General features: G+C 41.1%; 7 protein-coding genes. 4 read left to right on the top strand and 3 right to left on the bottom strand.

Going from position 1 to position 12,847, the window contains the following annotated elements:
* Nucleotides 1–4: 4 nt before the first annotated feature.
* Nucleotides 5–1,507, bottom strand: coding sequence for a 4-alpha-glucanotransferase (gene malQ / locus H6G73_RS10735; RefSeq protein ID WP_190604168.1), 1,503 nt, complete (start codon nt 1,505–1,507; stop codon nt 5–7).
* A gap of 329 nt (nt 1,508–1,836) precedes the next feature.
* On the opposite strand from malQ, the gene H6G73_RS10730 reads away from it, so the two are divergent.
* Together H6G73_RS10730 and H6G73_RS10725 are read left to right on the top strand one after the other, a co-directional pair.
* Complete coding sequence (locus tag H6G73_RS10730; protein ID WP_190604166.1) at nt 1,837–2,715, top strand: bacteriohemerythrin; 879 nt, start codon at nt 1,837–1,839, stop codon at nt 2,713–2,715.
* A gap of 37 nt (nt 2,716–2,752) precedes the next feature.
* Entirely contained in the window at nt 2,753–3,196 is a 444-nt protein-coding gene (locus H6G73_RS10725; protein ID WP_190604164.1) for an NUDIX domain-containing protein, read from the top strand.
* A gap of 203 nt (nt 3,197–3,399) precedes the next feature.
* On the opposite strand, the gene H6G73_RS10720 is transcribed toward H6G73_RS10725, so the two are convergent.
* Entirely contained in the window at nt 3,400–5,298 is a 1,899-nt protein-coding gene (locus tag H6G73_RS10720) for a phosphodiester glycosidase family protein (RefSeq protein ID WP_242034164.1), read from the bottom strand.
* A gap of 502 nt (nt 5,299–5,800) precedes the next feature.
* Between H6G73_RS10720 and H6G73_RS10715 the strand changes: the two genes are divergently transcribed.
* Together H6G73_RS10715 and gltB are read left to right on the top strand one after the other, a co-directional pair.
* On the top strand, nt 5,801–5,962 hold the full coding sequence (locus H6G73_RS10715; RefSeq protein WP_190604160.1) for a hypothetical protein: 162 nt from the start codon (nt 5,801–5,803) through the stop codon (nt 5,960–5,962).
* A gap of 198 nt (nt 5,963–6,160) precedes the next feature.
* Entirely contained in the window at nt 6,161–10,816 is a 4,656-nt protein-coding gene (gene gltB / locus H6G73_RS10710; RefSeq protein WP_190604158.1) for a glutamate synthase large subunit, read from the top strand.
* A 150-nt stretch (nt 10,817–10,966) separates the two neighbouring features.
* Here the strand turns inward: gltB and H6G73_RS10705 are convergent, their stop codons facing one another.
* Nucleotides 10,967–11,875, bottom strand: coding sequence for a polysaccharide deacetylase family protein (locus H6G73_RS10705; protein WP_190604156.1), 909 nt, complete (start codon nt 11,873–11,875; stop codon nt 10,967–10,969).
* Between the last annotated feature and the right edge of the window lie 972 nt (nt 11,876–12,847).

Raw genomic sequence — 12,847 nt, 5'->3', positions numbered from 1 at the left:
TCACCTATCTTGGTGCACGTCCGTAAAGTAAAGTGAGATGTTTCAAGCGATCGCTTAACTCTGCTTTCAGCATATCTGCCTGATAGCGCCACTGCCAATTACCCTCCGCAGTTCCTGGAAAATTCATTCGCGCTTCTGTTCCCAAACCCAGCACATCTTGTAAGGGCAAAATGGCTTGATTAGCAATGGAACTCAAAGCCAAGCGAATTAAATCCCAGTGAACACCATCAGCACTAATGCCACCTAAATACAAATCTAGATTGCGCTTTTCCCACTCACCAGCTTTCTCATACCAGCCGATAGTTGTATCGTTGTCGTGAGTTCCTGTATAAACTACCGCATTGCGAACATAGTTAAAAGGTAAAAACGGATTACCGGGATCAGAACCAAAAGCAAACTGTAATACCTTCATCCCTGGAAATTCAAACTGATCACGCAAAGCTTCTACCTCTGGAGTAATAATCCCCAAATCTTCAGCCAACACTGGCAATTTACCCAATTGCTCTTTAATAGCTGTAAATAAAGCTACTCCTGGGGCTTCAATCCATTCCCCATTCACAGCCGTTTCTTCCCCTTGGGGAACTGCCCAAAAAGCTTCAAATCCTCGGAAGTGGTCAATGCGAATAATATCTACATAATCCAGCATGGCGGCAAAACGCTGCACCCACCAATGAAAATCTTGTTTTTCTAATTCCTCCCACTGATAAACAGGGTTGCCCCATAATTGACCAGTAGCGCTAAAGTAATCTGGTGGTACACCTGCCATTAAAGCAGCTGCTCCTGTTTCCTCATCTAAGGCAAATATTTCAGGATTTGCCCACACATCCGCACTATCGTGAGCCACATAAATAGGAATATCGCCAATAATTTCTATTCCTCTTCTATTGGCATAACTTTTGAGTTCTGACCATTGGCGGAAAAATTCATATTGCAGGAACTTGTAATAAAAAATTTCGTTAGATAGCTGTTTTTGGGCATGAATTAAGGCTTCTGGTTCCCGTTTTGCTAATTCAGGTTCCCAATTATGCCAACTAGCACCATCTTGGGCATCTTTGAGGGCCATAAATAAAGCATAGTTATCCAACCAGTAGGCTTTACTAGTGCAAAACTCAGTAAAAGCTTCCTTTTGGCTGACAGTGGCTTGCTTTTGAAAATTATCCGCCGCTTTTTTCAGTAAGTTTACTTTAACGGGAATAACAGCCTCAAAATCTACCTGATGGGTGGGAAAGGTCTGCAAATTATCAAAATCTTCTGGTGTTAACAACCCCTCATCTACGAGTTTTTCTGGACTAATGAGTAGGTGATTTCCTGCCATTGCTGAATAGCACATATAAGGGGAATTACCGTACCCAGTAGGTCCCAAGGGTAAAACTTGCCAATATTGCTGAAAACTATCCTTGAGGAAATCAATAAAGCCATAAGCTTCTAAACCTAAATCCCCAATCCCAAATCGACTGGGAAAAGAACTTGGATGTAATAGAATACCGCTTGATCTAGGAAAGGGCATAGTTAATGGTAAATATGAGTAGATTATTTATCAGCACTTAGACAAATGTTACATTTAATTGATTTTGTCGCGAGTGCAAAATCTGAAAAATATCGTGATTCTTAACAACTATATTCACAGAAAACTAATTCCTGTCTTGTTTTACACTCAAAATCGAGAATAGTATGGAAATGAGCATGGTATAATTAAGTATAAATTTTAGATAGAAAAAATACAGAAGAATATAAAGAAATACAAAGATTTTGAAAGCAAATTGTAAATGAACTTAATTGCCAAGCTTATATCCTGCTGTGGAAAGTGTAATTTGATGAACTGCTAAGGAGTTTGATATGAATATTCAAATTGCCCAATGGCAACCTAAGTATGAAACAGGAAATATCATCATTGACGAACAACACAAAAGTCTATTTAGCACTATTAATGCCCTAAATAATGCGATGTTAGAGGGTCAGGGACAAAAGTTATTAATGAAAACTATTCAGAGTTTAAAGGACTACACTACAGTCCATTTTGAAACTGAAGAAAAGTTCATGTTAGACCATCAATATCCAGGCTATGCAGAACATAAAATCAAACATGAAGCACTCAAAGACAGAGTGTGTAAATTTGCACAGGAAGATGAAAATGATTTATTCAAGTTGACGAATAAAATTTCTCATTTTTTAACTGATTGGTTAATTCATCATATTAAAGATGAAGACCTAAAGATGATTGAATTTTGTCGTTCTGGTCATCTAGATGATTCTCAAGCAGACCAGCTAAGAGGTTCTGATTCTAGTTCTAGTACAATAGAGATTGCCCAATGGCGACCTGAATATGAAACAGGCTACATTTTAATTGACCATCAACATCAAAGTCTCTTCCACGCTATTAACGCCCTCAATGGTGCCATGTTAGCAGGTAGAGGAGATGAATTACTGGAAAAAACGTTAGAAAGTTTGACAATCTATACAACTATTCACTTTGAAACAGAAGAAGAATACATGGTCAAGAATGACTATCCAGGTTACCTGGAGCATAAGTCAAAACATGAAGATTTACGTCAACAAGTAGAAGAATTTAATCAACAAGTTAAAAATAAAAATAAAACCCAAATGACTATTAATGTATCCCATTTTTTAACGGATTGGTTGATTCACCACATTAAAGATGAAGACAAAAAGATGATTGCTTTTTTCCGCAGAAAACGGCAACAAGAAAACGTCTAACTAGCAGATAATTAGGTTGATTAAGTTGATAACTTCTATGAGTTATAAAAATCCTGCTCCTACTGTTGATATTATTATCGAATTAATTGATCGCCCCCATCGCCCAATTATATTAATTGAAAGACATTATGAACCTTTGGGTTGGGCTATTCCTGGTGGCTTTGTCGATTATGGTGAATCTGTAGAAGCAGCAGCAAAAAGGGAAGCTAAGGAAGAAATAGGATTAGATATAGAGTTAGTTGAACAGTTTTTAGTTTATTCTGATCCTCAGCGTGACCCCCGACAGCACACAGTGAGTATTGTATTTTTAGCATCAGCAACCGGGACTCCTTTGGCAGGTGATGATGCTAAGGGAGTAGGGATTATTGATCCTTGGTCTATTCCCAAGAATTTATGTTTTGACCACGATAAAATTTTAGGTGATTATTGGCAATATAGAAATTATGGTATTCGACCCAGATTAGGCTTGGGGACAAATTAAAAACTGTAGGAATGACGCAAGATTAACGCATTTTTGTCATTGTGAAAAACTTACACCTTTGGGATGCTACCCAAACATATACAGCAAATTTGATTTAAGTGAAGTACAACTATAGCGGGCAAGATGCCCGCACCACAAGAGTTAGATTAAATCCCCAATATTAAAAGTTTAGGGGTAGAAAAAATCAACCCCTAATGAATGACTTATTTAGGGTCTAAGAAAATCCCAATGCCATTATGAACTCTTGCCGCGGTGTTAGGAGAACGGTCAAGTAATTGTCCACTTAAATAAAGACTGGTAGAACTTCCCCCATCTAAATTTAAAGCATTGACACATCCCATAGTTTGCATAAGTTGGGCTTGTTCTGCCAATGTCGGTCCCGGTCCACCTGGACGACTATGGACGGCAGCGATGATTAAATTACCTGCGGTTGTTGTACAGATGCTACTACGAACTGCTCTTTCTCTAATAAAAGCATCACTGAATTTTTCAGCTTTAGCATCAAGAACAATTTGCCGATTTTGGACGAGTAGGGGGCCCGCAGCGATGATGTGGGGATAACGACTAAATTCTGTGGGTGTGGTGGTGCTAGTAATCTGAACAGTCGTACCCGTTGGTAACTGTGAGGCATTATTGATAGCGTTACCACGGAGGACAAGGAGATAGCCATTCTGAGGAATGGGAACAGGGTTAGCACCAGCTTTACCACCAGCTAATTGATTAGTAACTTGATTATTTTGAATAGTAATGATGGTTTCGTTATCGCTGAGGGGTGTGTAGGTTGTGCCCCAAATTGAGGTATAACGAGCTATACCATTTTGAATGTAGCCACTGTTGAAGAGGATAACTGGTAGACGCTGGTTGTTGCTGGTCACTAGGGTTTCCGTTAATGTGAGACGACCAACATAAAATGCTCCTGTATCATTCCAAGCGATCGCTCCTCGATTGAGAATTGGCCCGGATATCCATTGATTATCGCGACGAATTGCCCCCAATGGCAACCGATTATTACGGTTAAAATAACCACCGTTAATCGCGGCAATAGCTGCATAATTTTGAGCAGTTTGAATTAAAGGTGCAGTTCCTGACAGAGTTTGCTGGTTTGTCCACATCGGTTTTAAGCTGATGTGAGCAGCACGGGGATTAATTTCTAACCAGACGACAGGGAAACGTGCTGTTCCTACATTGACAAAACGTTGTCGCCAACGTAACCCTGTTGTCAAAGTAATATCTTTTTCTACTAAAGCATCTGGTCTGACATCTATCACCAAGCGATTGGGATTATCAATTGTGCTGACGCGGACAGATTGACCAAAAGGCACACTCAGACGCAAAATAGTTTGGTTTTTCACCACCTCCACTTTTTGCAGTAGGGGTTCTGGTGCAGAGGTTAACTGTTTACGTAAATTGCTAGGTGTAGCCGTGGGATTGGTGTAGGGTTGGAGTAAACTGGGTGCAGCAATACCATCTAAAGTAATTGTCCAATCTCGATTAGGGGGAGTATTAGCAGCACCAGCTACCGCATCTGCATCAACTACTCGTTTTCTGGGTAACTCTTGTCTGACTTGCCAAGGTGTGGGTCGATCTAAATCTACCACCAAGCGATCGCCTGAACTTTGTTTTCCCTGCCGAATATCTAGCACTTTAGCTGTGGGAGTAGCGATCATCAAAGTTTGACCATTGGCTTGTATTTGCCATCCTGCTGTTTTTGCCAACTCAGCAATATCTAAATAGCGGTAAGATTCCGATAGCTTAGTACCCAAAATCACAGGCTTGGTCGTCGAAGAAAACCACTGTACTGGTTGAGATGCGGGATTAGTGGTACTTAATAAATCTACCCCCATCAACTGCCGTAGCATCCCATCACTCACATAAGTTGTCAATTTTCCCCTAGTCGTGACTTGTTGTACCCAAGCACCTGGTACAATGCGACCATTCAAAGAAAGTTGATTACCAGCAGATGATGACTGTTTAACAGAGGGGGGAGGTAAAGGAGGTTGATTCTGGGCATAAATTTTGTCAGTTACCGTTAACCACCACACCAGGGAAAAAGCAGGTAACAAAATCCTATAAAGATATGTTAGTCGGGAAAAAATTGGCATTTTAAACATTATCTACTTAAATACTTTGGCAATTTATACCCATTTGCACCAGGAATGCAACAGATTAAACCTGAAAAACCCTATGCAATCTATAGATTCCCCATGTTTTATTTCTAATTTTTAATTATGATTCCTACCCCAAACCTACCTTGACCTATCATTGGCTAATCTTAAAAAAAAATGGCTTTTTTTTGTTTTCACATGATATTATATATGATGGCTCCTTATCTCTTGGAAAAATTAGCACGTAGTCTTACCGCTAAAACCTAGAAAAATTGTTACAAATTATACAATTATTTCGCAGTAGATAACTGTAGTCTGGGTATTCACAGCTGGATTAAGATATTCATCCTCACCGATGGCTCCTATTTTTGCCACTTCTAGTGAGGTCGGCTAAACAAGCAGCCAGTGGCAATGGGTAGCCAGTCAAATATAGATATTTTTTAGGAATTGTCAAATGGGCATATAGCTGCTGCATCGACTGATTTTGAGTCAAATCAAGGTGATTACACCCAAAAAAGTAGGAAAAAACAAACCTAATCGAGTTAATAAAGATTTAGGTGAATTAATGCCTGAACAGGAGCTTTTGATGGGGACACAGAAAAAACACCTACCTTCAGGATCTAAATTAAAAACTATCAAGGCAAACAAACTTTTCTGTTAACAGTAGCTTTTCCAACAGTGCATAAACACATAAAATAGAACAGCAATTTTAACACGGGTAGGCTAAAACGTCAATCCGCCGTTAAAATTTTTTTTCCCTAAATTTTGGTGATTGTGTATTTTTCTCCAGCACTCAATGGAAAAAGTTTTCCTTAGCAGTAGTGGCAAAATTCGTAACTCAATATTTCAGGAATAGAGTATGAATCATCAATCGTTGAATCAGGGTCAGAACATTACATTATCCTCACAAATTCAACCTCAGGACACCTACCCAGGGCAAAAATGGTTAACTGAAGAGCGAGACGCTTGTGGCGTGGGATTTATTGCCCATCGTCAAAATCAGTCCAGCCATGAAATTTTACAAAAAGCCTTAACTGCTTTAACCTGCTTGGAACATAGAGGCGGTTGTAGTGCTGACCAAGATTCCGGTGATGGTGCAGGGATATTAACAGCTATTCCTTGGGATTTATTTCAATCCAGCTATCCCCAAATCAGCGATGGGAATGCTAGAAGCAGAATTGCTGTAGGGATGATATTTTTACCCCAGGACAAAGCCGCAGCCCAAGCAGCTAAAGATAAATTTGCGGAAATTGCTGCTGAGGAAAACTTTACCGTACTAGGTTGGCGGTCAGTACCAGTCCGTCCAGAATTATTGGGTATCCAAGCCAAAGACAACCAACCCCAAATTGAACAAATTTTTCTGCTAGCTGCTGATAAAAGCGGTGATGAATTAGAGAGGGAACTATACATCACGCGACGACGTATCGTTCAAGCTGCCAGAGAAATTTCCGACGAATTTTATGTTTGCTCCCTCTCTAGTCGCACAATTGTCTATAAAGGCATGGTGCGGTCTGCGGTATTGGGAGAATTTTACGAAGATTTACAAAATCCCTCTTACAAAACTGCCTTTGCTGTTTACCACCGCCGCTTCAGCACCAACACCATGCCCAAGTGGCCTTTAGCCCAACCCATGCGGCTACTTGGTCACAATGGAGAAATTAACACCCTGTTGGGCAACATTAACTGGATGATGGCGAGAGAAGCTACTTTAGATCATCCTGCATGGAAAGGTCGGTTTGATGAACTCAAGCCCTTAGTCAATACTGAAAATAGCGATTCTGCTACCCTGGACAACGTATTTGAGTTGTTGGTGCGGTCTGGACGTAGCCCCTTAGAAGGGTTGATGATTATGGTGCCAGAAGCTTACCAAAATCAACCTTCTTTAGCAGATTATCCAGAAATTGTAGACTTTTACGAATATTACTCCGGCTTACAAGAAGCTTGGGACGGCCCCGCACTATTGGTATTCAGTGATGGGCAGAAAGTTGGTGCAACTCTAGATAGAAACGGTTTAAGACCTGCCCGCTATTTAATTACCAAAGACGACTATATTGTGGTTGGTTCCGAAGCTGGTGTGGTGCCATTCCCAGAAGAAAATATTCTGGAAAAAGGCAGATTGGGGCCTGGGCAGATGATTGCTGTGGATTTAACCACCCAGGAAGTGTTGAAGAACTGGGAAATTAAACAGCGCATTGCCAAACACCACCCCTATGGAGAATGGTTACAAAAGTACCGCCAAGACATTAAACAATTGGTGAGTAACTCCACAGCCAATAGTGAAAAACCAACACCAGAAAAAAGACAAGCTTTATTACAACAGCAAATAGCCTTTGGTTACACCACAGAAGATGTGGAAATGGTGATTCAGCCCATGGCTAGCACTGGTGCAGAAGCCACCTTCTGTATGGGGGATGATATTCCTCTGGCTGTGTTGTCAGAAAAGCCCCATTTACTATACGACTACTTTAAACAACGGTTTGCTCAAGTTACCAACCCAGCTATTGACCCATTGCGGGAAAAACTGGTGATGTCCTTGACTGTAGAACTGGGTGAGAGAGGTAACTTATTAGAACCTAAGGCAGAATATGCCCGCAGGTTGAAGTTAGATTCTCCTGTGTTGACAGAGGCTGAGTTAGCAGCAATTAAAGTGTCGGGTTTTGCCACAGCTGAGTTGTCTACTGTATTTGCTATTGCGGATGGGCCCAACGGCTTAAAAGCCGCAGTAGAAGCATTACAAAAACAAGCAGTGGAATCAGTCCGGGCTGGGGCCAAGATTTTAATTCTCAGCGACCGGGCTGGGGATGGCATTGGTGCAGAACAAACCTACATTCCCCCCTTGTTGGCCGTGGGTGCGGTTCACCATCACCTGATTCGGGAAGGGTTACGGATGAAGGCTTCCTTGGTGGTAGATACTGCCCAATGTTGGAGTACACACCACTTTGCTTGTTTGTTAGGCTATGGTGCTGGTGCAGTTTGTCCCTACATGGCGTTAAATACTGTGTCTGATTGGTGGGCTGATCCCAAGACACAGCAGTTTATGGAAAGAGGAAAAATTGCTGCTTTGACTTGGGCGGAAGCGATTGGTAATTATCGCAAGGCAGTAGAGTCGGGATTGTTGAAAATCCTCTCCAAAATGGGGATTTCTCTACTTTCTAGTTATCAAGCGGCACAAATATTTGAAGCCATTGGTATTGGTGGGGACTTGTTAGCCTTGGGCTTTAAAGGCACAGCTTCCCGCATTGGTGGTTTAAGTGTCAGTGAATTGGCCCAAGAGGTCTTATCTTTCCATAGCAAGGCATTCCCAGAACTAACCGCCAAAAAATTGGAAAACTTGGGCTTTGTCCAGTACCGTCCCGGTGGTGAATACCACATGAATAGCCCAGAAATGGCTAAGGCCCTGCATAAGGCGGTAGATGGGAAGAAATATGACCATTACGAGGTATATAAGCAGTACCTCCAAGGCAGACCAGCGACAGCATTACGGGATTTACTGGACTTCCAAAGCGATCGCCCCTCTATCCCCATTGAAGAAGTAGAATCAGTTAGCGAGATTGTTCAACGCTTCTGTACCGGTGGGATGTCTTTGGGTGCCTTATCACGGGAAGCCCATGAAACCCTAGCCATTGCCATGAATCGCATCGGTGGCAAATCTAACTCCGGGGAAGGCGGTGAAGACCCAGTACGTTACAAAGTGCTAGATGATGTGGATACTTCTGGCTATTCCCCCACCCTGCCCCACCTGAGAGGATTAAAGAATGGTGATACGGCAGCTAGCGCCATTCGTCAAGTAGCTTCCGGTCGCTTTGGTGTCACCCCAGAGTATTTAGCCACTGCCCAACAAATTGAAATTAAAATTGCCCAAGGGGCAAAACCAGGGGAAGGTGGACAATTACCAGGGCCCAAAGTCAGCCCTTATATTGCCATGTTGCGCCGTTCTAAACCCGGTGTCACCTTGATTTCTCCCCCACCCCACCACGATATTTACTCCATCGAAGACTTAGCCCAGTTAATTTTTGATTTGCATCAAATTAACCCCAAAGCACAGGTATCTGTGAAACTGGTGGCAGAAGTGGGTATTGGTACAATTGCCGCAGGTGTAGCTAAAGCTAACGCCGATATTATCCAAATTTCCGGCCATGATGGTGGTACAGGGGCTTCTCCTTTATCTTCCATTAAACATGCCGGGTCACCTTGGGAACTGGGGCTAACGGAAGTACATCGCGTCTTGATGGAAAATAAATTGCGCGATCGCGTCATTCTCCGGGTAGATGGTGGACTCAAGAGTGGCTGGGATGTCCTCATGGGTGCATTCATGGGGGCAGAAGAATTTGGCTTCGGTTCCATTGCCATGATTGCTGAAGGCTGTATTATGGCGCGGATTTGCCATACTAATAACTGCCCTGTCGGTGTAGCTTCCCAAAAAGAAGAACTACGCAAGCGGTTCACAGGGATGCCAGAACATGTGGTGAATTTCTTCTACTTCATCGCAGAGGAAGTCCGCAGTTTATTAGCCAAATTGGGATATCGTTCTATTTCCGAAGTAGTGGGACGGGCTGATTTATTAACTGTCCGTAGTGACGCGAAGTTAGCGAAAACCCAATCTTTGAACTTGGATTGTTTGACAAAATTACCAGATACCAGAACCGACCGTAGCTGGTTAGTCCATGAAGAAGTTCATAGCAACGGCCCAGTTTTAGATGACCAAATTCTGGCTGATGGAGAAATTCAAGCTGCCATTCGCAATCAATCCACCGTCAGCAAACTCTACCCCATCGTCAATACTGATAGAACCGTAGGGGCCAGATTATCTGGGGCGATCGCTTCACAGTACGGTGACAGCGGCTTTGAGGGGCAAATTAACCTCAACTTCCAAGGCAGTGTAGGTCAAAGTTTTGGTGCATTTAACCTTTCTGGTGTCACCCTGTTCCTCGAAGGAGAAGCCAACGATTACGTCGGTAAAGGAATGCACGGAGGAGAAATCATCATTAAACCCTCAGTAGAGGCAATCTATGAAGCATCAGCCAATGTGATTGTCGGCAATACCTGTTTATACGGTGCCACTGGTGGTGCGTTATATGCCAACGGTTTAGCCGGAGAAAGGTTTGCGGTGCGTAACTCCAAAGGTACAGCCGTAATTGAAGGTGCTGGTGACCACTGCTGTGAATACATGACCGGTGGTGTAATTGTGGTTCTGGGTAAAGTTGGTCGCAACGTCGGTGCAGGGATGACCGGTGGATTAGCATACTTCTTGGATGAAGATGGTTCCTTCCCCGCATTAGTTAACCGTACCAACGTCAAGGTACAACGGGTGATTACAGAAGCCGGTGCTAAACAACTCTATGATTTAATTAAAACCCATAGCGATCGCACTGGTTCACCTAAAGCTAAACGCATTCTCCAAAACTGGACAGAATATCTACCTCGTTTCTGGCAATTAGTACCACCTTCCGAAGCGGAAAGTCCTGAAGCTAATCCTGAAGCAGGAACAGAAACTAAACAACTCAGTTCTGTGTGATTTATCACCAGTAGCCCATGTTCAGCAATGGCTACTGGTGGGATAAACTGAATCGACCAATTAAAAAGAGCGTAGTTGATTTTACATCTGCGCTCTTTGTATATTCTGTATTTTCCATCAAGGTTTCAAGAAATTTCCCTACGCTAATATTTATTTACTCTTAGCAACTAACTGTGGGGATTTATTTTGCAGTTCTAACAGTTCGGGAACAGTGACAAACTTATAACCTTGTTTACGAAATCTATTAATAATCTCTGGTAAAGCTTTGACAGTGTGAGAGCGATCGCCACCACCATCATGCATTAATACAATACCACCAGGTCTGGCAGTCCTAAAAATATTATTAATCAAACGAGGTACACTAGGGCGAGAATAATCTATAGAATCAGATGACCACATAATAATGGCGTATTTATTACTTTTTGCATAACCAACCACCCCATTAGTTTTAATACCTCCAGGTGGACGAAACAACCCAGTCTTCACACCAGTAGTTTTAAAAATAATGTCTGTAGTATTAGCAACTTCATAAGCAGCAGTCTGGGGATTCATATGATGATACCAGTGATGCCAAGTATGATTAGCAATTGAGTGTCCTTCCTTCACTACCCGTTTTGCTAACTCTGGGTAATTCTTGACATTCTGACCAACTACAAAAAATGTGCCTTTAATATTATTCTGGTTAAGAATATCTAATACCTTTCCCGTACTTTGAGGCCAAGGCCCATCATCAAAAGTCAAAGCAATGACTTTTTGATCACTAGGAAGTTTTGCAGCTTCAATAGTTACCCCTTGAAAGCGAGGTGGTACATCAGGAGAAATACCCTTTGCTTGCGCTTCTTCCTGCCAAGTCCTCAACATGGTTGACTTTAATTCTTCTAAGCGTTGCTTAGTGCCTAGATTAGCAGCAATCTCATTAACGCTTTCCTTACTACTACTTTGAGCATCTGAGGCATTTGGCCTCACCAGAATCATCATCCCTATACTCAAAGTCCCAATTAAACCAACCAAAGCAATTAATATTCCCTGAGACCAAAAATACGACTTATGATTTTCCATGGCATCACTCCTTCAAGGGTAGAACCATTGGTTTTGGTTCTGACGGTAGGTTATAACACATTTTTTCTGTATTCCTCTAAATTTAGATACTCAATTACAGAAAAAATAATCTAGGAACATTGGAATAAAAATTTACAAATAAATACAGAGAACAGTAGATTATACTCAGTATTATGGCATCCAGTTTCAACAACTTCTTAACCTATTGCTTAAGTACCTTTTCGTAAAATGTTTCTCCTTCCAGATTTTGCTTAAACATTCACAGTTAACAAGCCAGAAAGCTGCTCCACACCTGGAAATCAACAGCATTGTAGTCATTTTTATAATTTGTTGATTTATAATTTGTTGAATTTATACCTCATCCTAAACTGATGGAAAAAAATTACTATAATGAACGGAAAGTTTAATACACCCAGATGAGATTAAAAAATTATTTTTTCTCAAATTATTATCAATTTTGACCAACATCTGGTGAGCCATAAGTTTGATTATTTAACATACCATATTTACCAATAAAGATAGTCGAAATAATTTATTTTACATAATATCCGGCAAATTTAATTAGCAAATAGCAAAGATAGCGACTGGGATAGTTTGAAGCAAACACTCAACAATAATCATTTAGCGTAAAATAATATGATTCATAAAAATGCCATTTTTTTTACTAAATAATCTATATTTTAAACCTAAGAATCATATTTTTTTGAAAAATAAAGTTAAATTTGCATAATATTGTCAAAAATCCTAGATTTTAGGCAAGTAATTAAGCTCTACTTTATCAATCTACAGTTTTTTCCATTCTGCGATGTTACGAGTATATAAAATTACATTTGTAGCCATGGGGTGATCAAAAATTCTTGTCGCTTAGGTCAAAAAAATTTTGCTTTTTTCTTGATAATTATGGATACAGGCTTCTAAATTTGCTTTAATAATTACTTAAAATCACTACCCCTAACTCGACTCACAACACTT

Source organism: Richelia sinica FACHB-800 (genome assembly GCF_014698825.1).
In the GTDB taxonomy this organism is placed as follows: domain Bacteria; phylum Cyanobacteriota; class Cyanobacteriia; order Cyanobacteriales; family Nostocaceae; genus FACHB-800.
The sequence above is the reverse complement of the archived record's forward strand: the minus strand, read 5'-3'. Positions and strand labels throughout refer to the sequence as shown.

Excerpts from the sequence above, each read along its gene's own strand:
- malQ (WP_190604168.1), bottom strand. The coding sequence starts at position 1,507 with ATGCCCTTTCCTAGATCAAGCGGTATTCTATTACATCCAAGTTCTTTT.
- H6G73_RS10730 (WP_190604166.1), top strand. The coding sequence starts at position 1,837 with ATGAATATTCAAATTGCCCAATGGCAACCTAAGTATGAAACAGGAAAT.
- H6G73_RS10725 (WP_190604164.1), top strand. The coding sequence starts at position 2,753 with ATGAGTTATAAAAATCCTGCTCCTACTGTTGATATTATTATCGAATTA.
- H6G73_RS10720 (WP_242034164.1), bottom strand. The coding sequence starts at position 5,298 with ATGCCAATTTTTTCCCGACTAACATATCTTTATAGGATTTTGTTACCT.
- gltB (WP_190604158.1), top strand. The coding sequence starts at position 6,161 with ATGAATCATCAATCGTTGAATCAGGGTCAGAACATTACATTATCCTCA.
- H6G73_RS10705 (WP_190604156.1), bottom strand. The coding sequence starts at position 11,875 with ATGGAAAATCATAAGTCGTATTTTTGGTCTCAGGGAATATTAATTGCT.